The organism is Trichococcus flocculiformis (assembly GCF_900113645.1).
GTDB lineage: Bacteria > Bacillota > Bacilli > Lactobacillales > Aerococcaceae > Trichococcus > Trichococcus flocculiformis.
Window position 1 is genome coordinate 131,688 of sequence record NZ_FOQC01000002.1, and the last position, 23,498, is coordinate 155,185.

The 23,498-nt window shown below is 46.7% G+C and carries 23 protein-coding genes and 1 other annotated feature; of the genes, 3 read left to right on the top strand and 20 right to left on the bottom strand.

Features of this window, described 5'->3' with window-relative positions; genetic code table 11:
• Positions 1-55 precede the first annotated feature (55 nt).
• Positions 56-1,432 carry a bifunctional UDP-N-acetylglucosamine diphosphorylase/glucosamine-1-phosphate N-acetyltransferase GlmU gene (glmU, locus tag BMZ71_RS01620; RefSeq protein WP_086987878.1) on the bottom strand — a complete coding sequence of 459 codons (1,377 nt, stop codon included), beginning with the start codon at positions 1,430-1,432 and terminating at the stop codon, positions 56-58.
• Positions 1,433-1,638: 206 nt separating this feature from the next.
• Between glmU and BMZ71_RS01625 the strand changes: the two genes are divergently transcribed.
• Positions 1,639-2,172 carry a cupin domain-containing protein gene (locus tag BMZ71_RS01625; protein WP_086987877.1) on the top strand — a complete coding sequence of 178 codons (534 nt, stop codon included), beginning with the start codon at positions 1,639-1,641 and terminating at the stop codon, positions 2,170-2,172.
• Between the two features lie 106 nt (positions 2,173-2,278).
• On the opposite strand, the gene purR is transcribed toward BMZ71_RS01625, so the two are convergent.
• From purR to BMZ71_RS01685, 12 genes are all read right to left on the bottom strand, one after another.
• Positions 2,279-3,106 carry a pur operon repressor gene (purR, locus tag BMZ71_RS01630; RefSeq protein WP_086987876.1) on the bottom strand — a complete coding sequence of 276 codons (828 nt, stop codon included), beginning with the start codon at positions 3,104-3,106 and terminating at the stop codon, positions 2,279-2,281.
• Between the two features lie 158 nt (positions 3,107-3,264).
• Positions 3,265-4,074 (bottom strand): metal ABC transporter permease, encoded by an 810-nt coding sequence (locus BMZ71_RS01635; RefSeq protein WP_086987875.1) that lies wholly within the window; start codon positions 4,072-4,074, stop codon positions 3,265-3,267.
• A complete protein-coding gene (locus tag BMZ71_RS01640) occupies positions 4,020-4,727 on the bottom strand; it encodes a metal ABC transporter ATP-binding protein (protein ID WP_086987874.1) in 708 nt (235 codons plus the stop codon). The genes BMZ71_RS01635 and BMZ71_RS01640 overlap by 55 nt, the downstream gene beginning before the upstream one ends.
• An 18-nt stretch (positions 4,728-4,745) precedes the next feature.
• Positions 4,746-5,714, bottom strand: a complete 969-nt coding sequence (locus BMZ71_RS01645) for a metal ABC transporter solute-binding protein, Zn/Mn family (protein WP_218142754.1) — start codon at positions 5,712-5,714, stop codon at positions 4,746-4,748.
• 167 nt (positions 5,715-5,881) lie between these two features.
• Complete coding sequence (gene ispE, locus BMZ71_RS01650) at positions 5,882-6,742, bottom strand: 4-(cytidine 5'-diphospho)-2-C-methyl-D-erythritol kinase (RefSeq protein WP_068559040.1); 861 nt, start codon at positions 6,740-6,742, stop codon at positions 5,882-5,884.
• Positions 6,743-6,977: 235 nt separating this feature from the next.
• Positions 6,978-7,235, bottom strand: coding sequence for a Veg family protein (locus BMZ71_RS01655; RefSeq protein ID WP_068559042.1), 258 nt, complete (start codon positions 7,233-7,235; stop codon positions 6,978-6,980).
• Positions 7,236-7,497: 262 nt separating this feature from the next.
• Positions 7,498-8,397: a 16S rRNA (adenine(1518)-N(6)/adenine(1519)-N(6))-dimethyltransferase RsmA gene (gene rsmA / locus BMZ71_RS01660; protein WP_086987873.1), complete on the bottom strand. Its 900-nt coding sequence runs from the start codon at positions 8,395-8,397 to the stop codon at positions 7,498-7,500.
• On the bottom strand, positions 8,394-8,993 hold the full coding sequence (gene rnmV / locus BMZ71_RS01665; RefSeq protein ID WP_086987872.1) for a ribonuclease M5: 600 nt from the start codon (positions 8,991-8,993) through the stop codon (positions 8,394-8,396). The genes rsmA and rnmV overlap by 4 nt, the downstream gene beginning before the upstream one ends.
• Positions 8,990-9,772, bottom strand: coding sequence for a TatD family hydrolase (locus BMZ71_RS01670; protein ID WP_086987871.1), 783 nt, complete (start codon positions 9,770-9,772; stop codon positions 8,990-8,992). Before BMZ71_RS01670 ends, rnmV begins: the two co-directional genes overlap by 4 nt.
• A gap of 113 nt (positions 9,773-9,885) precedes the next feature.
• The gene (metG, locus tag BMZ71_RS01675; protein ID WP_086987870.1) at positions 9,886-11,907 is read right to left on the bottom strand and encodes a methionine--tRNA ligase; all 2,022 of its coding nucleotides are present in this window, start codon (positions 11,905-11,907) and stop codon (positions 9,886-9,888) included.
• Positions 11,908-12,110: 203 nt separating this feature from the next.
• Positions 12,111-12,872: a MerR family transcriptional regulator gene (locus BMZ71_RS01680; protein WP_086987869.1), complete on the bottom strand. Its 762-nt coding sequence runs from the start codon at positions 12,870-12,872 to the stop codon at positions 12,111-12,113.
• Positions 12,873-12,991: 119 nt separating this feature from the next.
• Positions 12,992-14,314: a C40 family peptidase gene (locus BMZ71_RS01685; protein ID WP_086987868.1), complete on the bottom strand. Its 1,323-nt coding sequence runs from the start codon at positions 14,312-14,314 to the stop codon at positions 12,992-12,994.
• A 319-nt stretch (positions 14,315-14,633) separates the two neighbouring features.
• Positions 14,634-14,847 (top strand) — a binding site (T-box leader).
• Positions 14,848-14,917: 70 nt separating this feature from the next.
• Between BMZ71_RS01685 and tyrS the strand changes: the two genes are divergently transcribed.
• Together tyrS and BMZ71_RS01695 are read left to right on the top strand one after the other, a co-directional pair.
• Positions 14,918-16,180, top strand: coding sequence for a tyrosine--tRNA ligase (gene tyrS / locus BMZ71_RS01690; protein ID WP_086987867.1), 1,263 nt, complete (start codon positions 14,918-14,920; stop codon positions 16,178-16,180).
• Between the two features lies 1 nt (position 16,181).
• Positions 16,182-16,712, top strand: a complete 531-nt coding sequence (locus tag BMZ71_RS01695) for a GNAT family N-acetyltransferase (RefSeq protein ID WP_086987866.1) — start codon at positions 16,182-16,184, stop codon at positions 16,710-16,712.
• Between the two features lie 278 nt (positions 16,713-16,990).
• Here BMZ71_RS01695 and BMZ71_RS01700 read toward each other — a convergent pair whose 3' ends face one another.
• The 7 genes from BMZ71_RS01700 to BMZ71_RS01730 form a co-directional block, all read right to left on the bottom strand.
• Positions 16,991-17,173, bottom strand: coding sequence for a hypothetical protein (locus BMZ71_RS01700; RefSeq protein WP_086987865.1), 183 nt, complete (start codon positions 17,171-17,173; stop codon positions 16,991-16,993).
• A gap of 20 nt (positions 17,174-17,193) precedes the next feature.
• A complete protein-coding gene (locus BMZ71_RS01705) occupies positions 17,194-17,898 on the bottom strand; it encodes an NAD(P)H-dependent oxidoreductase (RefSeq protein ID WP_086987864.1) in 705 nt (234 codons plus the stop codon).
• A 148-nt stretch (positions 17,899-18,046) separates the two neighbouring features.
• Positions 18,047-19,132: a Gfo/Idh/MocA family protein gene (locus tag BMZ71_RS01710; protein WP_086987863.1), complete on the bottom strand. Its 1,086-nt coding sequence runs from the start codon at positions 19,130-19,132 to the stop codon at positions 18,047-18,049.
• Positions 19,133-19,204: 72 nt separating this feature from the next.
• Positions 19,205-20,068, bottom strand: a complete 864-nt coding sequence (locus BMZ71_RS01715; RefSeq protein WP_068559065.1) for a sugar phosphate isomerase/epimerase family protein — start codon at positions 20,066-20,068, stop codon at positions 19,205-19,207.
• Positions 20,061-21,074 carry a Gfo/Idh/MocA family protein gene (locus tag BMZ71_RS01720; protein ID WP_086987862.1) on the bottom strand — a complete coding sequence of 338 codons (1,014 nt, stop codon included), beginning with the start codon at positions 21,072-21,074 and terminating at the stop codon, positions 20,061-20,063. The genes BMZ71_RS01715 and BMZ71_RS01720 overlap by 8 nt, the downstream gene beginning before the upstream one ends.
• A 19-nt stretch (positions 21,075-21,093) precedes the next feature.
• Positions 21,094-22,269, bottom strand: coding sequence for a Gfo/Idh/MocA family protein (locus BMZ71_RS01725; protein ID WP_086987962.1), 1,176 nt, complete (start codon positions 22,267-22,269; stop codon positions 21,094-21,096).
• A 5-nt stretch (positions 22,270-22,274) separates the two neighbouring features.
• Positions 22,275-23,138: an AraC family transcriptional regulator gene (locus BMZ71_RS01730; RefSeq protein WP_068559069.1), complete on the bottom strand. Its 864-nt coding sequence runs from the start codon at positions 23,136-23,138 to the stop codon at positions 22,275-22,277.
• Between the last annotated feature and the right edge of the window lie 360 nt (positions 23,139-23,498).

Sequence of the window (23,498 nt, forward strand, 5' to 3'; positions counted from 1 at the left end):
CATGTTGATATTATAATTTCAAAATTATTCTACCATACATACATAAGGTTTTGTTTTATTTTTTGGCTGGCGGCAATTTTTCCCAGTAGCCTGGCTTGTTCTCCTGGCGGCTGCGGGCAATGCCCATCGCGCCTTCAGGCACATCTTTCGTGATGGTCGAGCCTGCAGCAAGGAATGTATTGGCTTCAACAGTGACTGGCGCCACAATATTCACGTTGCAGCCGATGAATGTATTGTCACCGATGCTGGAACGGTGTTTGTTTTTTCCGTCATAGTTCACGAAGACAGTGCCGCAACCGACGTTGATGTTTTTACCGAGATCAGCATCTCCCACATAAGTCAAATGTCCAACTTTTGTGTCTTCGTTCAAAATCGCATTCTTCACTTCCACAAAATTTCCGATGTGGACGCGTTTTCCAATGTGGCTGTTCGGTCGCAAGTGGCTGAATGGACCGATGTTGCTGTCCGATTCCATCACGGAGTCTTCCAAGTTTGAACTTCTGACTTGTACGCGGTCACCGATTGTTGTGTTGCTCAGTTCTGAGCCCGATCCGATGAAGCAATCTTCCCCGATGATCGTTTTCCCTTTCAGGAATACATTCGGTTCAATAACTGTGTCGCTTCCGATGACCACATCCGACTCGATGTAGGTATTATCCGGATCGATCAAGGTAACGCCGTTGCGCATGTGTTTTTCATTGATGCGTCTCTTCATGTAGACGGAGGCTTCAGCCAACGCCACACGATCGTTCACTCCCAAAGCTTCGCCCATGTCGCTCATCTGGTAAGCTGTCACGATTTCACCTTGGTTCTTCAGGATTTCGATGACATCCGGCAAGTAATACTCGCCTTGCGCATTGTTGTTGCCTACTGATTGCAGCGCGGCAAACAAAAACTTGTTATCGAACGCATATGTGCCGGTATTGATTTCTTGCACGAGCACTTCTTCCGGAGAAGCATCTTTTTGTTCCACAATTTTTTCTACATTATCTGACGCATTTCTGATGATGCGGCCATAGCCGTTCGGATCAGCAGCATGCGCAGTCAGGATAGTTGCTTTTGCTTTTTTCTCTTCATGGTATTGCAACAAGGATTCCAAAGTTTCAGCCGTCAGGAGCGGTGTATCTCCGCAGATGACCAACGTAGTGCCTTCTTCGTTCTCCAGCACAGCTTGCGCTTGCAGGACAGCGTGCCCTGTTCCCAATTGTTGCGCCTGCAATACATATTCCGAACGATCCCCCAAGCATCCTTTAACAGTATCCGCACCGTGCCCTACAATTGTCACTACCTTTTCAATGCCAGCAGCCTCTACTTGATCCACGACGTGCTCTACCATTGGTTTTCCGCAAACTGCATGCAGTACTTTGTAAAGCTTACTTTTCATGCGCGTTCCTTGACCAGCAGCAAGTATGATTGCAAAACGATTAGCCATAAGCAACTCCTATCTTTTCATTTTATTCCTTCAACTAAATTATCTTAGCGTAAAATCTTGCTTTTTTCAATATGATGCCGTATATAAATACAGACTTCTTTTCATTTTCTAATGGAAATACGAAGAATGCGTATACATTATTTTTTATTGACCGGTTTTTTGTTTATAATGATGAACAGAAAGATACATTGAAAGGATTGGTTCCAATGACAAGACCGACTGCATCATTCTGGATACACGAGTTGTTGCTTCAACCGCACGCGGAAGGTGGCTATTTTCGCGAAACCGGCCATTCTCCTGAACTGATCGTCACCGACGACCGGAGAGAACGCTACCTATACAGTAATATACTTTTTTTGCTGACTGCAGATAACCCATCCCATTTTCACCGTTTGAAGGCCGATGAGGTCTGGTATTTCCATGAGGGCAGCGCCTTGACGATCCACCTGTTGCATCCCGATGGCCGTTATGAAGCGGTCAGTATGGGGCGCCATCCAGAAAAAGGTGAACTCTTCCAATTCACAGTTCCGAAAGGGGTCATCTTCGGAAGCAGCGTAGAAGGCTCGTCCGGAGACTATGCTCTTGTGAGCTGTATGGTTTCCCCAGGATTCGATTATAATGATTTTGAATTATTGACTTATGATGCATTAATCAAAACCTATCCTGATTACGGGAGCATTCTGGAAAAATTAGCCTACAAAAAAATTCCGGAGACTTCTTTCCGGAAAGATCATGTGTGATTTCTTCCGAAATTTAACTCGGTGAATAGCGCTGTTTTGCCAATCCGCAACAAAGAGCCGACCCTTGATGCGTTCAAGGAGCCAGCTCTTTTTTTCATAGTTATTTTCAATCGGTGCTTGGATCGAAATAATTGCCCAAGCCCACACTGATGGAATGGTCTTTCAAATCAATATTGTTTACGCGGATAAGCGATGTATAATCGAATACTTCACGTTTGGAATTGTAGCCCGCTTCTGCGAATACGGTTACGCCGACTGTTTCCGACTCAAATTCAGAAATCATGCTGCGCATACCATTGATGGTGCCTCCACCTTTGAGGAAATCATCGACGATCAGAACTTTGGAACCGCGGGGCAGACTGCGTTTGGACAGTTCCATTTTTTCTACTCGATCTGATGAACCTGAGACATAATTGATGCTCACAGTTGAGCCTTCTGTAATTTTCGAATCACGACGAACAATGACGAACGGTACATTTAGATACGTAGCGACTGCTTGCGCAATCGGAACCCCTTTGGTGGCGACAGTCATGACAGCATCCACTTTTTTGTCAACATATTGAGCCGCGATGACACGTCCGATTTTCTGGAGAATTTCCGGATTGCCCAACATATCAGAAAGATAAACGTATCCTCCCGGTAACAGACGATCTTTACTGTTCATGATTTCGCACATTTCTTCTATAATTTCGCGGGCATTTTCTTTGTTGATTGTCGGAATATACTTGACGCCTCCTGCTGCACCCGGCAGCGTTTCAACAATCCCCGTTCCACGGTCTTCAAATGTTTTTTTGATGATGGATAGATCTTCACTGATGGAAGATTTCGCTGATTCATATCGTTTAGCGAAATAGGTCAATGAAATCAACCGATGCGGTCTTTCTAGTAAGTAACGGGTCATATCAACTAACCGTTCACTGCGCTTTATTTTCACTCCAAATCTCTCCTCATATTGCGTTCTTTCCTCTATTATATAGTTAATTGCTGAAAAATAAAAGCTTTTAATTGTTTATCGTTCGTTTTTAATCGAATTTTAGCAAAAAAAACAAGAGCAATGTTCTGCTCTTGTCCATATATCTTATTGTTAAGATTCTACTTCTTTTCGACTAGGACCTTGTAGATACTGGTCAAAATGAACATGGCCACGAAAACCAGGGTGATTGTGGCTCCCGGAGGCGTCCCGTACTGATAGGATGCGAACAATCCCCCGTACATTCCCGTCAAACCGATGCCTATCCCAAGCAGGATGACCCCGTTGAAGGTATGCACTAACCTCATCGAGATGGCTGCAGGCAGAATCATGATCGAGGAAACCAACAATGATCCGGTAATCGGCATCACCACGCTGATGGCAACCCCTGTTATTACAGACACCGACAGAGACATCATGCGGACCGGCAAGCCCGCTGTATGGGCCGTGTCTTCATCAAACGTCAATACGTACAATGGCTTGCGGAAAATCAGATACAATAAAACGACTATGATTGCCAAAGCCAACAAGATAAGAATCTGGTCATCATTTATCGTGATGATCGATCCGAACAGGAACTGTTCGACACTTGCGTTCTGTTTCCCTGACACGAAGCTCATCAACACCAAAGCGACTGCCATCCCCGTAGCCATCAGAATTGCAACCGATATTTCCGAATACCCTTTGAAGATGACGCGCAAATATTCGATTCCGATTGCCGCCAAAATAACGATGCCTAAAGTGGTGAGCGTCGGATTGATGTTCAGAAGCATTCCTAAAGCGACTCCCGCTAAGGATACATGGGATAATGTGTCCGCCATCAGGGACTGCCGTCGTAAAATCAGCAGCAAGCCCAAAACGGGCGCCATGATTGCGATTAATGTTGATGCTTGGAAGGCTCTTTGCATAAATCCATAGAGAAACATCTCCAAGGCGAATCCTCCTTTCTGACCAGTTGGATATGAGTATCCACAAATTCTTTGATATCTTCGTGCTCATGCGTAACCATGATGATCGCTTTGTTGTGTACCTGCGAATTGTGCTTCAGCAAACGGTAGAAACGCTCACGCGATTCTTTGTCCATTCCAGTTGTCGGCTCATCGAGCACAAACAAATCCGGATCGGTTGCGAAAATACGTGCCAAGGCAATGCGTTGTTTTTGCCCACCGGAAAGCTCCCCGATTTTTTTGTTGCGCATCTCCCACATACCCACGGATTCCAAAGCTTTTTTTACATGGGTATGATCTTCTTCGTCCAATTTTTTGAACCATCTACCTTTTTGGTATCTGCCGGATTCCACAAACTCCAAGACTCTGCTTGGAAAGCCGATATTGAACGACGAAATTTGCTGCGGGGCATAACCAATCGTCAGCTTTTCTCCGCGATAGTTCACTTTAGAAATTGTCGCGCTGCCTTCCCGAGGGTTCAGCAGTCCCAGGATGCTCTTCAATAAAGTAGATTTCGCAGCACCGTTTTCGCCTGTAAGAATGACGAACTCCCCTTCGTGCACTTGGAAGGTTATATCCTGCAGGACAGGTTCATCATCGTAATAGAACGAAAGATGCTGTACATCGATGTAATCCATTCGAATTCCTCTCTTCTGTTACTGGATCACTTTTTTCAAAGCTTCCAAATTTTCCTCCATTACACTCAAGTAATCTTTACCCGCTTCTTGGTCTTCATCGGTTATCCCTTCAAGCGGACTCAACACTTCCAGAGCGGCACCTGTTGCTTCAGCCAAGGTTTGTGCTGTTTTTGAGGAGGCACTGTCCGAGTAATAAACGGTAGTGATTTGATTATCGATCATAAACCGCTGTAGTTCAGCCAGTTTGGCGGGATTCGGTTCCGCATCGGATGACACATCCGACACCGCCACCTCAGTCAGTTCGTAGCGACGGGCAATGTAGCCGAAAGCTGCATGCTGGACGACGAATGTGCGGTTTTCGGCAATTTCAAAAGCAGTCTGATAAGATGCATCCAGTTTCGCCAATTTTTCGTTAAAAACAGCAGCATTTGCTTCGTAACTCTCTTTGTTGGCTTCATCAGCCTCAAGTACTCCGGATAAAATGGCATCGACTTCCTCTTGTGCGTACACTGGATCCAACCAGACATGCGGATCGACATTGTGTGCATCTTCGCCTTCTTCATGTCCCTCTTCTTCATCGTGTTCTTCTTCGGCAGCCGCATCCTCTACCATTTCAAATAACGCGATATTCTCTGCAGCTTCCACAACGATCACATCGCTCGATCCAATCGATTCCAAGACGCTGGGCACCCACGTTTCCATTTCATCACTGTTATAGATGAACACATCGGCCTCAGCAATAGCCGCAATATCCTGCGGTGTCGGCTCATAACCATGCGATTCTTGACCAGCATCCAGCAGAACGGAAACTTCGCCATTGTCTCCTACTACATTTTTCGCAAAATCATACATCGGATAAAAGGTTGTGACTACCTTAATACCGTCCTCAGAAATGCCTGTTTCGCTGCTTTCACTTGCTCCGCATCCAACTAAAAAAAACGCTGCCGCAGATAAAATACCTGTCACTTTTAATCTATTAAGCATCATTTATTATTCCTCCAAAACGTAATGATTCCTGTTTAAGGTCCGATAGACACTTTATCACACCTGCACGCAACGCGTCAACCATTTCGCTTCCGTTTCACAAGCAAAAACCGCGAACATCCTAAGGAGTTCCGCGGTTGAGGCAGAGCGGTCTTACACTGCATTTCTGATTATTCTTCATTGAGCAGTCGGACCATGTATACTTCTTCGCAGAATCCGCGCAGACTGTTGTAGGCACGTTTGATGCGCGATGTATTCCTGCTGAAGCCGATGATGGTCGGGCCACTGCCGCTCATCGTCACACCGTCCAGGCCGTACTTCTCCATCCGGTCCTTCAATTTGCGCAGTTCCGGATGTTTATTGAAGGTCACTTGTTCCAAAGCATTTCCTACATTCTGGCACATCCGTTCATAATCGCCTTCTTCTATGGCTTGCGCTACGACTCTGGAAGTTGATTTGTGCTGCAATTCCTCGACAGTCAACAGACGGAAAATCGTCTTCGTCGAGACACTTAGGCGCGGCTTCGCCAAAATCACCCAACAGGATGGCATCGGCCGCAATTTCCGGACGATTTCACCCCGGCCGGATACAAAAGCGGTACCGCCCACGATGCTGTAGGGAACATCCGAGCCTACTTGATTGCCGATAGCAATGAGCTCTTCAACAGAAAGCTGCAGATCCCAGATTTTATTCAGCGCGCGCAGAGCCGCGGCAGCATCTGTGCTGCCACCGCCCAATCCGGCTGCAACAGGGATTTTTTTGTCGATTTCAATCTTGATTCCCTTCTTTATCCCGCAACGGTCTTTGAGCAGCTTTACCGCCTGATACACATGATTACGCGTATCCACCGGCAGAAACACCTTATTTGTGTAGATCCTGATTTCATCTTCTTTGAGAGGAGTAAAAGTAAGATGGTCCGCAAGGTCGACTGAAGCCATCACCATTTCGAGTTCATGATAATAGTCATCCCGCTTATACAGTACATCTAACGCCAAATTTATTTTTGCCGGCGCACGTTCAATCCATTCCATCGCTCCACGCTCCTCTCCACTGTTCTTATAATACAATACTAGCTTAAGCGTGCTCTTTTTAAAAGAAATATATGCCAACAAACAAGAATTAGTTTCTGAATGCGCAATATCGCATGATTAATTGCCCGGAACCGTTTTTCCCGCACAATTCCGCCCATAGCTTGTGATTTTTAGATAAAAAAAAACAGACAATTCGATGTCTGTTTGATTTATTTGGAATAAGTTCTTAACTAATTTAAGCGTACTGGCATTTTTCTTCATCATAAAATAAAATCTCTACAGCTTCGGTTAAAACATCTGCATAACTGTATGATACACGTTCAAATGCATTTTCGTTTTGGTCTAGATCGACTACAAATACAGCATGATACGTTTCTCGTAAAATACCTTTTCGTTCCGTCTTGCGTTTGCGTCCTGCTTGCGCAGTCAGCATAACTTTTTGCCCTAAGTGACATTCCAGTTGTTCTTTAATCTGACTCAAATTATCCGGCATTCTGTTTCACCTCACTGATTTACAGTATAACACAGATAAATTAAAATAACAAGTATATCACAGAGGACGTATGCACGCAACTATGAAACGAATAAATCTTTAAAGAAATCTTATCAACTTTTTTCACAGTTTTTAGTAAACTTCCGACAGAAAATCAGCACAACCTCCCCTTCACCTTTAATTTGAAAGGGGGGCTGCGAGGTGGGGCTGTCTTCTCGACGGGGTCTCCGGAAACTCTAATATCAAGCAAGCACTTGGTCGCTTATTTAACATCCAAATACTTGACCAAGGCGTTGGCAAGATCCGCAAATTGTTCGATGCTCAGGGCTTCTGCCCGTTTTGAGGGTTCGATGCCCGCTTCTTCAAGTCCGGCTGTCAAAGCAGCCTTGACCTCTTCCGTTTTGCCGTAGCGCGACTGCAGATTGTTCCAGAGCGTTTTTCTGCGTTGGTTGAAACCGGCGCGGACCAAATCAAAGAAGAACTTCTCATCCGTAACCTTCACTTTGGGTTCCGCTCTGCGTTGCAGCTTCAGGATTGCCGAATCGACATTCGGTTGCGGCACAAAAACGGTTTTCGGAACGATGAAGGCAATCTCGGCTTCCGTATAGTAGTCGATCGCAATCGTCAATGAACCGAATGCTTTCGTTCCGGGCTTGGCGGTCATGCGTTGTGCGACTTCCTTTTGCATCATCATCACAAACGTATCGATCGGCAAATCCGTCTCGATGAAATTCATGATAATCGGCGTCGTGATGTAGTAAGGCAGATTCGCCGCTACCACCAATCGTTCAGCCGGTTCAAAATGCTCCTCGATGACCTGCGGAACATTCGCCTGCAGAATATCCTGAAAAATGATTTCGATATTATCGTATTCCGCAAGTTCCGTCTTCAAAATAGGCGCCAGTCGTCTGTCCACTTCAAACGCCACTACTTTTTTGGCTTCTCTGGCAAGGCGCTCCGTCAAGGCTCCGATACCGGGACCGATCTCGATCGCATTGGTGTTTTTGTCGATGCCGGCTGCAGCCACCATCTTCGTCAATATATTCGGTTCCACCAAAAAGTTTTGCCCTAGGCTTTTCTTCATGGTCAGATGGTATTTCTTTAAGATGGCGTTCGTTCTGCTTGGTGTCGCTATATCCTTCTGGTGTTCTAATGCACTCATCTGTTTTCCTCCTCCTGCCGCTGAGCGGTCAGGCTATCCTTTTCATCCAGTTCTTTTAAAATGGCTGTCATCGCTGCATCAACATCTACTCTTTCCAGTTGAAACATGCGCAGGCGTTTCAATAACTGTTTTCCGTTTGTATGGCCGATTCCGAGCACATCCCCCAGCAATTCACGATAGCGCCCTGAATCGGCGTGTCCGATCAAGTGCCATTCATCCAGGAATTTCCTGTCGATATCGCTCGTTTCAACCTGTCTTTGCGTATAAACATTCTTCAGCGCTGCCCTTATGTTCCCCGGGGAAGCATGTTCGATTCCTAGACTTCCCCCTTTCGGAGATTGCGCATCATCCTTGCGCAGGAATGCATGCTTGACGCCGGGTATCCGTTCCACGATTGTTGCCCGGATTTTGCCGCCCGGATAATCCGGATCGGTGAAGACGATGACGCCACGTGTCGCTTGCGCATGGGCAATCAGCTGCAACGTTGCTTCATTGATTGCCGAACCGTTCGTTTCGATCGTATCAGCTTCAACCGCTTCTTTGATCCGTTTGGTGTCGTCTTTCCCCTCAACCACTATAATTTCTTCTATTTTCATTTGTCTTCCAACCCAAATAATTTATTCGCGTTTTTGGTTGTCTGCAACGCGATTTCTCCGAAGGTTTGCTCGCGTAATTCAGCAATCTTTTCGGCTACATAGCGTACATAAGCCGGCTCGTTCCGCTTTCCACGGAAAGGGACTGGTGCCAGATACGGCGCATCGGTTTCGACCAGAAGCTTCTCAATCGGAACAACTTTGGCCACTTCATGCAATTCCGTCGCTTTTTTGAAAGTGACGACGCCACTGATTGAAATGTGCATGCCCAAACCCAAAAACTTTTTCATATAGTCCACATCGCCGCTAAAGCTGTGCATGATGCCTCCGATGTCGCGCACATCCTCTTCCTTCAGAATGCGGTACGTATCTTCGATGGCATCACGCATGTGGATGCTGATCGGCAGTTCCAATTCTTTGGCGATCGTGATTTGTCTTCTGAATATTTTCGACTGGACGTCATGCGGCGCTGTGTCCCAGTGATAGTCCAGACCCATTTCCCCCATGGCAACAACCTTCTTTTCTTCAAGCAACGCCATCAGGCTGTCTTCCACTGCCGCAGTGTAAGTCGCTGCTTCTGTAGGGTGCCAGCCGATGATGCTGTAGATTTCGGGATATTTTGCGCTCAATTCAAGCGATTTTTTTATTGTGTCCGCATCGAAGCCAACTACCGCAAATCTGCCGACACCGGCTTCGTGAGCCCTTGTGATGGCCGCTGCAGCATCATCCGCAAAAGCATCCACGTTCAGATGCGTATGTGTATCAAATAATAATTTATCCATAGATTCCTTTCCGGTTCCTGCGGGAAGGCTAAGCCTGCCCTGATTCTTCTGCATCTAAAATGGACAAAGGAGTCCGGGACAACTGTCCCAGGCTCCTTGAATCACAAAAACCTTTATGCCACTGTTGAACCATTTGCTGCCGATTCAGGTGCGAGTATCACTTGCAGTACGCCATCCTTTTCAGCAGAAAGGATCATCCCTTGGCTGATTTCACCCTTCATTTTGCGCGCTTTCAGGTTAGCGACGATGATGACTTTCTTGCCGATGAAATACGCAGGATCCGGATACCATTGTGCAATGCCCGACAGGATTTGGCGATGCCCTTCATCCCCCGCATCCAGACGGAATTTCAGCAACTTGTCCGCGCCTTCGACTTTCTGGCAATCGATGACTTCAGCAACCTTCAACTCGACTTTATCGAAGTCCTCATATTTGATCTGCTTTTCTTTTTCAGAAGTCAGCACGGTAGTCGTTGGATCCCACTCTGCAGCAACTGTTTCCTCTTCTGCGGGGATAGTTCCGCCGCCCATTTGTTCCTTGATGTAGGCGACTTCCTCTTCTGTAACGAGACGCGGGAAGATTGGCGTGCCTTTTTCAACTACCTTCACATCCGCCGGGAACGTTCCGAAAGCTACGTTTTCCCAAGCGCCTTGTTTTTCGAAGTCCAATCCAAGTTGTTCATACATTCTGAACGGCGCTTGCGTCATGAATGGAGACAGCAGGATGCCGACGACGCGCAAGGTTTCAGCCAAATGCGCCATAACGCTTCCCAACTCCGCTTGCTTGGACTCGTCCTTCGCCAAGACCCATGGAGCGGTCTCATCGATGTATTTGTTCGCGCGGGAAATGAGGCGCCATGTTTCGGACAAGGCCGAACTGAACTGCATGTTGTCCATTTCCTTCTGGTAATTCTCGGTCACTTCCGCTGCCATCGCTTTGAGTTCCGCATCGAAAGCCGTTTCCGCTGCTAGTGCCGCAGGGATGTTACCCCCGAAATATTTGTTGATCATGGCGATCGTTCTGTTCAGCAAGTTGCCCAGATCATTGGCCAAATCATAATTGATGCGGTTCACGTAATCCTCAGGTGTGAAGATGCCGTCGCTGCCGAAGGTCACTTCGCGCATCAGGTAGTAGCGCAAAGCATCCAACCCGAAGCGCTCCACCAACATATCCGGATACACAACGTTGCCTTTTGATTTGGACATTTTGCCTTCCTTCATCAAAAGCCACCCGTGTCCAAAGATTTTTTTCGGAAGCGGCAGATCCAGTGCCATCAGCATGATCGGCCAATAGATGGTGTGGAAGCGGACGATTTCTTTTCCGACCATGTGCACATCAGCCGGCCAATATTTTTGGTAAAGCGAGTCATCAGCCGAACCATAACCTAAGGCAGTGATGTAGTTCGCCAATGCATCGATCCAAACATAGACCACGTGTTTCGGATTGCTTTTAACAGGAATCCCCCAAGTAAAGGTCGTCCGTGATACAGCCAAATCCTCAAGTCCTGGTTTGATGAAATTGTTGACCATCTCGTTTTTGCGCGATTCCGGTTGGATAAAATCAGGGTGCGCATCGTAATACGCCAAAAGACGATCCGCGTATTTGCTCATGCGGAAGAAGTAGGACTCCTCTTTCACCAATTCGACTTCATGGCCGCTTGGCGCAACTCCGCCGATGATGTTTCCGTCGGCATCGCGGTACACTTCAGCCAATTGGGTTTCCGTGAAGAACTCTTCGTCGGAAACAGAATACCAGCCTTCGTATTCGCCAAGATAGATGTCGCCTTGTTCCAATAATTGTTCAAAAATCTGCTGAACAGCTTGGACATGATCATCATCAGTGGTGCGGATGAACTTGTTGTTGGAAATGTCCAGACGTTTCCATAGATCCTGCATATCCTGGGCCATGCCGTCCACATATTCTTTCGGTGTGATGCCCAATTCTGCAGCTTTGTTCTCGATTTTTTGTCCGTGCTCATCTGAACCGGTCAGGTAGAACACATCGAATCCCATCAGTTTTTTATAGCGCGCCATTACATCGCATGCGATAGTAGAATACGCATTTCCGATGTGGAGCTTTCCGCTCGGATAATAGATTGGAGTAGTGATATAAAATGTATTTTTGTCTTTAGCCACGAATGAGTGCGCCTCCCTGAATTCTAAGTTCTTTGCGAATGTACGCAACTTACCGTACCATTCTACCACAAAAGTCAAGGGTTTGGGGGCGAAATTCGAAACATGCGGCAACCTCTTGCCAACGCCTGTACCTCCGGATCCATGCACAAAAAAGCCGAAAGCAAATTACAGCTCCCGGCCTCTACAGCATCATCCAGCATTTGTCACTTATCCGTATAGTTGTGGATCGCATCCCGCAAAAATGCAGAGGCCCCTTTGCCTGATGCTTTGTCGTAGTATGCCGTGAACCTTTCGTCGTCGACATACATCTGGGCCAGTCCACGATGCGCTTCCGGAGAGTAGCTCGGCCAAGTATAGCTCAGCCATTGTTTATGCAGCGCAGCAACCGCCAAGGCAGCCTCTCCGCCGGCATCCCCCGTAGCCATCGCTTCCGTCAGCATCTCCTGCAGGCGTGCTGCCATCTCCTGCATTGCGTCAAAATCCGCTTCGCTCATTCCTGCGAACTTATTGTTCGAAGCCGCTACGGTCTTTTCTCCGTATTTTTCGCGGATTTCCTGCCCGTAGCGGATTTCGTTCTCGTCGAGCAGTTCCTTCTTCAAGCCTTCGAATTTTTCTTTGTCGCTCATCCTTCTGCCTCCTCTTTTTTCTTCAAGCGTAGCATCCACCGTTTTGATCAGCAATTCGATTTCCTTCTTTTTCTCCAACAGCGCCTGTTTATGTGCGACCAATGATTGTTCCGCATCATATGCCGGATCATCCATCGCGGCTTTGATCTTATCAAGCGAAAAAGACAACTGTTTGAAGAACAGGATCTGCTGCAGCCTGTCCACCTCTGTCTCACCATAGATGCGGTAGCCAGAGGAACTGGTGCGTTTGGGCTTCAGCAGGCCGATTTCGTCATAGAAGCGCAGCGTCCTCGTGCTGACGCCGGCCAATCGGCTCAATTTTTGGATTGTATATTCCATTCTATCCCCTCCGATGATCCTATCTTACACCTTCACGCTGCGTTAAGGTCAACAGCTTCTCTTCATACTACGCAAAAATCAAAAAAAGACAGCCCCGGAGGACTGTCGTGAATTTTGGATTATCTTGCAACACGTACGGCAAATGATGCGCCGGAAAGGTTGTAAGAAGAATAAGTAACCGTTTGGCCTGGTGCCGGAGCGTGGATGTATTGTCCGCCGCCTACGTAGATCGCAACGTGATAAGTCGCGCCTCTTGAACCCCAGAAGATCAAATCTCCCGCTTGTGCGGATGATACAGCAATCTGTGTACCTGAGTTTTCTTGAGGAACTGTGTAGCCACCGATTTCGATGCCGTATGCTTCTCTGAAGACATAAGACGTGAAGCCAGAGCAGTCAAAGCCTGACGGTGTTTTTCCGCCCCATACATAAGGAACGCCGATGTATTTTGCGGCAATGGAAACAACATCGCCTGTTGGTGCCGATAATGTTGGTGCAGTCACGACTGGCGCAGACACAACTGGTGCGCTGACGACTGGTGCAGCTGCTGCAGGAGCAGACACAACTGGTGCACTTTCAACAACTGGTGCAGCGGCAACTGTTTGAGCAGGAGCAGCCGACTCGGAACTTGCAACTGTGCTTGATGCAATATCAACGGATGAAGCAGCGGTTGAAGATTCTTCTGAGCTTGCTTGTGCGACTGTTGCAGCTACAGTTGCTGCGGCAGCTTCAGCAGCGGCAATGGCAGCAGCTTCTGCGGCGGCTCTTTGGTCAGCTTCTTCTTTTTGCGCTAAGAACATTTGACGGTCGGATTCAGCCGTTGCTTTTTCAGCAGCCAAAGCGGCAATTGCGCTTTCCTGTTCGATTTTCTTCACTTGCAAATCGCCTTTAAGTTGTTCCAACTCCATAGCCATTGCATTAATTTTGCTTAAGTTTTCTTCAGTTTTACTTTTCTTATCTTCAACAGCTTTTTGATCCGCAATTTGCTGCTCTACCAATTCTTTATTGGCTGAAACCATTTTTGAAACAACATCGATGCGGGATACCAAATCTGTGAAAGATTCGGATGCTACGATAAAATTCAAGTAGTTTTCGTTTGAACCGTTCACTTGAACAGATCTTGCTTGCTCATCCAGTTGTTCTTCGCGTTGTGCGATGACAACTTGCAATTCGGCAATATCTTCTTGTAAAGCAACAATCTCATCTTGTGTCTTTACGCGGTTTGCCAAAAGAGTATCCGCTCTTTTTTCGGCTGCATCAACTTCTGCAGTGATTGCAGACAAGTTTTCTTCTGCCGTGCTTTGTTTGCTGTCCAATTCAGAAATTTTAGTTTCTTGCTGTTGGATTTTTGTTAAGATTTCATCTGCTTGAGCTGTAAAAGGCGTTACTATACTTGTTGCAAGGATCGTACCTGCTAATGCGATAGCCACTAATTTCTTCTTCAAGTCTAATTCCTCCACTTACATTCGATTGTCGTTAGTTATAATTCTTATATATCTTTTAACTTTTTATAGTTTTTCTTAAGATTCATCAACATAATGAATCATAACATAGTTTTTTTTCGTTTAACCCGGTTTCGACAAGTTGTATCCTAACTGTAACATTTCTGTAAAACGGCGGGCCTAATGTATCTGAATCCGCGTAATCAGTAATATTTCCTACCTTTCCCCACTTTGTAACATTTATGTAACATTGCTTTTTTTATTGTCACGGTTGACATCTGAAGTTTTGCTGCGCTATACTTACGGCAATTAACCAATACAATAAAAAGCGATGAAAAAGACAGTAGAATCGGGATTTTGTCCCATAGAGAGTCAGCGGTTGGTGGAAGCTGATGCAAACCTGGATTCGAATTACACTTTGGAGCTTTCTTATGCGCATAAGCGTCCGGCATACGATACATGTCAGAGTGGCAAAGTTTTTCCGATTCGGATGACTCTGCAAGCTGGGTGGTAACACGGTAACTATCGTCCCTGTTCAAACAAGAATTTTCTTGTCTGGACAGGGATTTTTTTGCATATAAATTTATGAGAAAAGGAATGAAGCACATGAATATCATCGACGAGCTAGAATGGCGCGGTGCCATCAATCAACAAACAGACGCGGAAGGCTTACGCAAATTAACGGAGGAGGAGCAGATCGGCCTCTATTGCGGCGTTGACCCTACCGGCGACAGCCTGCATATCGGACACCTGATTCCCTTCATCGTATTGAAGAGATTCCAACTGGCAGGACACAGACCCGTCATCCTGATCGGCGGCGCAACCGGTTCGATCGGCGACCCAAGCGGAAAGAGCGAGGAACGGGTTCTGCAATCGATGGATCAAGTCGTTGAGAATGCAAATGCTTTGACCGCTCAAATGAAAAAACTGTTCCTTTCCGACAGTTCAGCCGACATCCGTCTCGTCAACAACTATGACTGGACAAAAGATTTGACGCTGTTGGATTTCCTGCGTGATTTCGGCAAGAACTTCAACATCAATGCGATGTTGGCCAAAGATATCGTAGCCAGCCGTCTGGATACCGGTATTTCTTTCACGGAATTCACTTACCAGATTCTGCAGTCCATGGACTTCCTGCACCTTTTCCAGAATGAAGGCGTCAACCTTCAGATCGGCGGTCAGGATCAATGGGGCAACATCACTGCCGGCTTGGATCTGATCCGTAAAAAAGAAGGCACGGAAGCAAAAGCTTTCGGCTTGACGATTCCTTTGATGCTGAAGGCAGACGGCACGAAATTCGGCAAGACTGCTGGCGGTGCTGTCTGGTTGGACCCTAAGAAAACGACCCCTTACGAATTCTACCAATTCTGGGTGAATCAAGACGACCGTGATGTCATCAAATACTTGAAATACTTCACTTTCCTTTCGAAGGAAGAGATTGATGCTCTGACTGAAAAAGTGGAAACAGAGCCGCATAAACGCGAAGCCCAAAAAGTTTTGGCATCCGAAATGACGCGCTTCGTCCACAGCGAACAAGCTTTGCAGGACGCTCTAAAGATCACCGAAGCCCTGTTTACCGGCGAAGTGAAGGAATTGACTGCCGATGAAATCGCTGAAGGCTTCAAAAATATGCCGACTTTTGAGTCCGACCTGAAGGAACAGGAATTGGTCACTTGGTTGGTCGATCTGGGAATCGAACCGTCACGCCGCCAGTCACGCGAAGACATCCAAAACGGCGCCATTTCCATCAACGGCGATAAAGTCACGGATTTGGAATTCGTCATCACTGCCGAAAACTCTTTCGAAGGCCGCTTCATCCTCGTGCGCCGCGGCAAAAAGAAATATTTCCTGGTAAAGTTGGTGTCTTGATATGACGACCCCGCAGCTGCTTTCCCGCGAAACGTCACTCCGGCTGGAACCTGTCGAAAGCATGGAGCAGATCAACGAGCTGTCCCGCTTGGCTGACATCATCTGGCATGAATACTATCTGCCGATTCTAGGTCCGGAACAAGTAACCTATATGTTGGAGAACATCCAGTCCAAAGCGAATATGGAAGCAGATATCGAAACAGGAAAATTGGATTATTTCCTCATCAAAAGCGAGGGGCAATCCGCCGGTTACCTGGCTATCCAATTGCAGGACGACAAGCTGTTCATCAGTAAACTTTATTTGCTGAAGGAAGCCCGTGGGCGAGGCTACGCCTATCAAATCATGCAAAAAATGGTCGATTTGGCAAAGCAAAAACGGAAAAAAGTTCTGGAGCTTACCGTCAACAAATATAATGAAGGTTCCATCGCATTCTACGAAAAATACGGTTTTGTCCGCACGGAATCCATCGTCTCCCCCATTGGAGGCGGCTTCGTGATGGACGATTACGTCTACCAATTGCCAATCAAATAAAAACAAAAAAGATAGACACTACCCATAAAAAGGTGAAGTGTCTATCTTTTTTGTCCCTAAAGAGCGCGGCCAGCTGCCGCTGACCGGATGAGCGAAACGGAATATGCGTATGCAGCTCCGTCCAGACTTCTACTCGCCGGAGTACATCGATAACTTCCACCCCCAACTACGACGAAGCTACGCTTGCCGGAGAATAACTCAGAATATCGTCTGAACTCCGGTGAAGCCCCCGTTTCCCGGAGCTGACAGTCGAAGTAAGGTAAAGTCGATGCCGCAATCTAATCCGACCACTCTTTCGGGCTCCAGATCCGCCCGTCCAATTCGCCCTCCATTTGTTCGATCCGTTGATACTGCTCTTGGAAAAGCTTCTTCGTTTCCTGGAAAAGTGCTTTTTGCCGGTAATCTTTACTTGCTGCCATTAAGTGATTCAGTTGTTCCTGCACCCAATTTTCAGTCTCCATTTTCGTCCCCCGCTTTACTTTTATCCAAACTGATTGCCTTCCATCTGTGCCAATGTCCACGCCAAGTCATCCAATTGCTCACGGTTGTCCTCCAAAATGGCAAGCAGATACTCCACCAGTTGCTGGTCATCTTCGGAAAGTCCCACTTGCCCAAGCGACTGCAGTTGGCGTTTGAACCAGTTTTCTGAAGCCTTGAGGCTGGCATCATTGTCTTTGGTAAGGTATTGCTGGTAAGCGATCAGCAACTCTTTCTTCTTGCTGTCGTTCAGGTAATCGAATTTAGAAACGGTGAGCGTCGGCAGGTACACCATGCCGCATTTTTTCGCCAACGCCTGGTAAGGACGGGTCAGTTCGGAAATCGTGAAGCCTTCCCTACCTCCGGCTTGGTATTCGCGCTCATTCACACCGAGTGCCAAAACGAGGCCGAATTCTTTTCCCGACAACCTGCCTCCGTCAGTTCCGTAGGCAAAGTCATCTGTCAAAACGACATCCTGCCATTGCTTCAATAGAGCTGGCGAGCTGTACCAATAGAACGGAAATTGGAAGATGATGCGGTCATACTGGAGCAATTGCTGTTGTTCGGCTTCCCGATCGACCTGTCCATCCGGATAAACCGACTCGAGATGATACCACGTCACTCCTTCAGCCGGAAGACTTTCCCACAGAAACCTTTGCAGATTCGAATCAGCCAGCGTCGGATGGCTGACGATGATCAATGTTTGCATCCTTTCACCTCATTCTCAATAATTCTTCTTCCGCATCATAACAAGCTGTCGGCCATAGTTCAAGTTGCATGCTCATCCAACCCGAAACCAACAAAAACCCTTCCTTCGCCATCCGGATCACCCAGCAGCAAAGAAAGGGAAAACTTTTTTATAGACTTGCAGCAGTGATGTTCAGTGCCTGTTCCTGCGCCTTCAGGCATAATTCTTGCGCCTTGAAGATATGTTCCTGTGTCATCGCATTTTCGGTGCGGTTGATGCAGTCCAAGATCATTTCGCCGAAGAACGGGAACCCGACTTCGCCTGTCAAGGAATAGTGCTCCTCGCCATCCTTCGTCACCAAGAAGAGGTGATCGCCGGTCTGCTCCGTCGCTACGTTGATGTATTTGCGGATTTCGATCGTTCCTTCTGTTCCGGTGATGAACGTGCGGCCATCGCCCCACGTTCCGAGTCCGTCCGGTGTGAGCCAGTCCACTTTGAAGATGAAGGTTGCGCCATTGTCCCCGATCAGCGTAGCGTCACCGTAGTCCTCCAATTCTGGTGTATTCGGATTGTTGTAGTTTCCGACTTTGCTGTGCAGCACTTTGGCATCGGTATTTCCCGTATAGTAAAGGAATTGCTCAATCTGATGGCTGCCGATGTCGGCCAAAATGCCGCCGTACTGTTCTTTCTTGAAGAACCAATCCGGACGTTTTTCTTTATCCAATCGATGCGGCCCGAAACCGGTCACTTGGATGACACGGCCGATTCTGCCGTCTTCGATCAACTGGCCGGCAAATACAGCACCTTCCACATGCAGTCTTTCGCTGAAATAGACCCAATATTTTTTACCGGTCTCTGCAACTACTTTTTTGGTCTCTTCGAGTTGTTCCAGTGTCGTGAAGCCGGTCTTGTCCGTGAAATAGTCTTTCCCTGCCCGCATGACTCGATTTCCCAACGCACTGCGCAAGTTAGGCACAGCAGCAGCGGCAACCAACTGGATTTCCGGATCTTCCAAAATTTGTTCCAAAGACTCCGCAACGGTAACATCCGGGAATGATTCCAGATAATTCGCTACCTTTTCCGCATCCGGATCGTAGACATATTTGATTGTAGCGCCGGCTTCAATCAACCCGTTCGTCATGCCGTTGATATGTCCGTGGTCCAGTGCCGTAACGCCCACGTTGAACGCTCCCGGTTCCACTACTCTGTTTATTTTCCCTTTCGGAGCATAATTCATTCCATCTTTATTTCCCAATCGTATGACCTCCTTCATTATTATAGGAAGAAGTCCGAAGAGAATCCTCTCCGAACTTCTTCATCGCTTTTATCAGAACAGGTTTCCGTAGCCCAATTCCAATAGGTGCTCACGGGATATTTTCAAGCTTTCGAACGGATCCACTCCATACGTGTCATCCTGCTCCACTAATAGGTAGCGAGCACCTGATGAGATGCTTTCCTCGATGATTTCTTTCAAAGGTAGGCTGCCTGTTCCCAATTCAGCGAATTGGATTGTATTTGTGAAGTAATCCATAAATTTGGCAAGATCCCCACTATATAAAGCATCGAAGCCATCTTGTGGGATTTCAGCAATACGGTAGTCCTTCAAATGGATCAATTCCACTTTGCCTTTGTAGTCTTTGATGACTTCCAGTGGGTTTGCACCTCCACGTTGCACCCAGTGAACATCCAACTCAAAGCCCAACAATGGCGCTTTTTCGCGAATGATGTCCAGCAGGAATTTACCGTCATATTTGCGGAATTCGATGTGATGGTTATGATAATACAAGGTGATTCCGTCTTCTTTCAGCTTTTGCGTCACTTCATTGACGTCATGGCAGAATTCCAACACTTTATCCAGACTGGCCATCGCGTCGATCGGTAACATGCCGATACGTAACAGGTCCGTTCCCACGGCTTTGCAGTCCGCTACGATTTTATCATAGTGTGTCATCAAAGATTCGCCGTCTTTTACTTGCGGTTTCAAGGAGGCACTCATGGAAGCTACTTCCATGCCGAAATCAGCGGTCGCTTTTTGAATTTCAGCAATGTTCTCAGGCGTTGTCGCCACTTGCGAAATTTCAATCGAATTGTAGCCGATTTCGTGCAGTTTCTTCAGTGTTTCATAAGGTCCTACTTCTTCAAAACTCTTTTTGACCGTTGACGCTTGTACACCTATCTTAACTTTAGCCATTTATGATTTCCTCCATTTCGATTGTACGTTTTTCTTTTGATGACAATTTCATTGCATCGATCATCAGCATCGCCGGTAAAGCATCACGGACCGTCACATAGTCATCCGAGTCTGCTTCGATTGCATTGTAGAAACGCTGGATCAGTGCAGAATGACTTGGTCCGTAATAAAATTTTGTTCCTTCAATCGGTGTGTCCTGCAGATGCAGTTCTTTTTCACCCGAACTATTCGTGCGGTAAAGACAGTTATCCTTGATCGTGAATTTCGCCTTTTCGGTGATGACCTGCAATTCTACGCTGGAATTCTCGACATAGGCATTGGTCGACATGTAAAATCCGCGCGCCCCGTTCTTGAAGGTGAAATTCGCGACGGCAGTATCCTCGACCTCGATGTCATAGTCCGTGATGTTGGACAGACTGGCTTTGCATCGGTCGATTTCGCCGCCCAAAACCTGCATCAGATCAAGCGTATGGATGGCTTGATTGATGATGGATCCACCGCCGGCAAATTCCATCTGACCGCGCCATGGTTTGATGGTGTAGTAGGTTTCAGGCCGATGCCATGCCACCAAGCCTTTTACCCCCGTCACAGCTCCGACGTTTTCGTCCGCGAGTAATCTTTTGAGTTCCAAAAACGTTTCGTTGTAACGATTTTGGAAACACACGCCGATTTTCTTGCTGCTTTCCTCTGCCAAAGCGAGCGTCTTCAAGCCTTCCTCATAATCCAAAGCCAAAGGTTTTTCCTGGAAAACGTGCACGCCTTTTTCAACACAGAGTTTCGTGACCGGATAATGCAGATAGTGCGGCAAGCAGATATGTACAACATCCAAATCCTCTTTTTCCAACATCGCTTCTACGTCTGTATAAAAAGGTACATCAGGATATTTGGTCTTCAAGGCTTCATTTACGTCGCAAACCGCAACCAATTCACCGTTGTCACTGACGTCGATAGCATATTTGTGGACAGGCGATACATCTCCTAATCCGATTATTGCCGCTCTTAACATCCCTGATCACGTCACTTTCTTATTTTTTTTGTTCGAATTTTCCTTCTTCAGCGATGCGTTTGTTCAATTCAGCCAAATACAGGTCGCCATCCACATTGTAATCCACTTCTTTATCCAACCAAGAGGACAAGTGCATCGCATTCGCCAAGGTCACCCCGTTGATGCCTTCTTCGCCATTGGCCAACAAAGGCTCCCCGTTTACGGTATGATCTGCAAAATTATTCAACACAGAAATGTGTTGCAGTCCTTGAGGCGTCACAAATTCTTCTTCAGTGACCTTTACGTAGTCCTCCATGTTGACCTGTCCCATGAAGAGTCTCATGACATCCTGCATGTCCATATTTTCGGACAGTTCAGCTTCCGGAGCAGTCAATTGCTTCACAATCAGTTTTTTCGAATCTTCAACGATGATTTTCCCTTTCGTCCCAAAGATTTCGAAGCGGTCCGTGCCGACGATATCGTTTGTGCAAGTGATGAATGAACCGGTAGCGCCGTTGCCGAAGTCCAAGAGTGCATTCACTTCATTTTCAACAACGATGTTACGGCCTGCGCCATATTGCAGTTTCGCGTAGACTTTTTCAGGCTTTCCGCAGATCCATTGCAGCAGGTCTAATTGGTGAGGAGCTTGGTTCACAAGAACGCCGCCGCCTTCTCCGCCCCAGGTTGCACGCCATGCGCTTTGATTGTAGTAGCCTTGCGGTCTCCACCAAGTTGTGATGATCCAAGTAGCACGCTGCAAGTCGCCGATCGCTTTTTCATCCATCAATTGTTTTACTCTACGGTAAAGTGGGTTTGTACGTTGATTGAAGAAAATCGCAAAAGTAGTTTCCGGGTGTTTTTTCGATGTTTCGATCAAACGCTCCACATCTTTCGTATAAACACCCGCCGGCTTCTCTCCCAATAAGTGGATGCCGCGTTCAAGTGCAGCGATCCCCATCACGCAGTGGTCATAGTGCGGAACAGTCGTTACGATTGCGTTTACAATACCGGATTCCAAAAGGTCCAGGTAATTGTCGAAGAAAGGCAGTCCAGGGAAGTCTTCAGCGACTTTCGCTTTTTTAGCAGGATCGATGTCGCAGACCGCTGCCAACTCGATATTATCGTTCAGGCGCTCATCGTTGTTCTTGAAGAACCCTGCGTACATACCGCCTTCTGCACCATAACCAATAATTCCTAATTTCACTTTTTCTGTCATTTTCATCATTCTCCTTTTTGTATGCTGATTCTATTATTTTTCCTGTAATTACTGGGTGTAGTGCCGATGTTCTGTTTAAAATATCTGCTGAAATGGGCATCGCTTTCAAACCCACATTCGCCGGAAATCATTTTGATCGATTTGGTTGGTTCCATCAATAGTGCCGTGCACGCTTGGGATAACCGGTATCCCATCGCATAAGCCATGATCGTGTTTCCTGTGATTTCTTTGAAAGCATGCGACAAATAGGATTTGCTCAAATTAAGGGCAGAGGCGATATCATCGATGTTGAACGAGTCCCGGTAATGCTTAAAAATATATTCCGAAACCTTTTCGGCTATCTGTGTCTTTTCATCGACATAAGCCTGTCCTTTTTCTACGATCTTATCCGTTGAAGAATCTATCATCAGAAGCAACTGGACTAAAGCCAGTTTGCGTTTCGCTTCATTTGCATAGGATTGGTCCAACTGCTGCAAATGATTCATTTCCCGGATAGCATTTTCTAAAAGGAGTTCATTCTTCTTTCGGAAAGTCCGAATGAGGCCGTTACGATTTTCAGTAAAGAAACGCAACAAATAGTCAATGTTCAGATCATTCAGTAAAGGGGTGATCCAGTCGGCATCGAAATGGACGATGCTGCGTTCATAGGCATCCTTGTCTCCAATTACGTAGGCACGGTGAACCGTCATCCCATCCATCATCAGCAAGTCGCCAGGCTGAAGATAATAGATTTTATTACCGACCAGGAACCGACAATTTCCGCCATGGAACAAGAATATTTCATATTGCGGATGTGTATGGAAGTCAAGGGCATATGCTTGTCCTTTGACGTGGTATCCGATCAACAATTTTTCAACGATACGTGTCACCTCCCTCTCTTTGACACTTCAAAGTATAAAATAACAGCGTTTACAATTCAATGTCCTGGAATGCTTAGATTATTTAAATCATTGACCAAGAGTGCTTTTTGTTGTTCAAAAAAACAAAGTCGAGAAAAATTTTCTCGACTTTATTTGGTACAACAGTGTTTTGGGTGATTTGTGAACAAAATGGTACATTGCTTCAATGGTCACGATTCAGATGCTCAAACTCTGAGCTCAGGATTCATCGCACACTTTTTAGTTGAACTCTGAATTGCAGAGGGTTCCGCCTAAGTTGACATTACGTCACGGCCAAAAAGCGGCCGTTCTCGTAATGTCCCCTTAGTGCTCACCCTCTAAACGCAATTC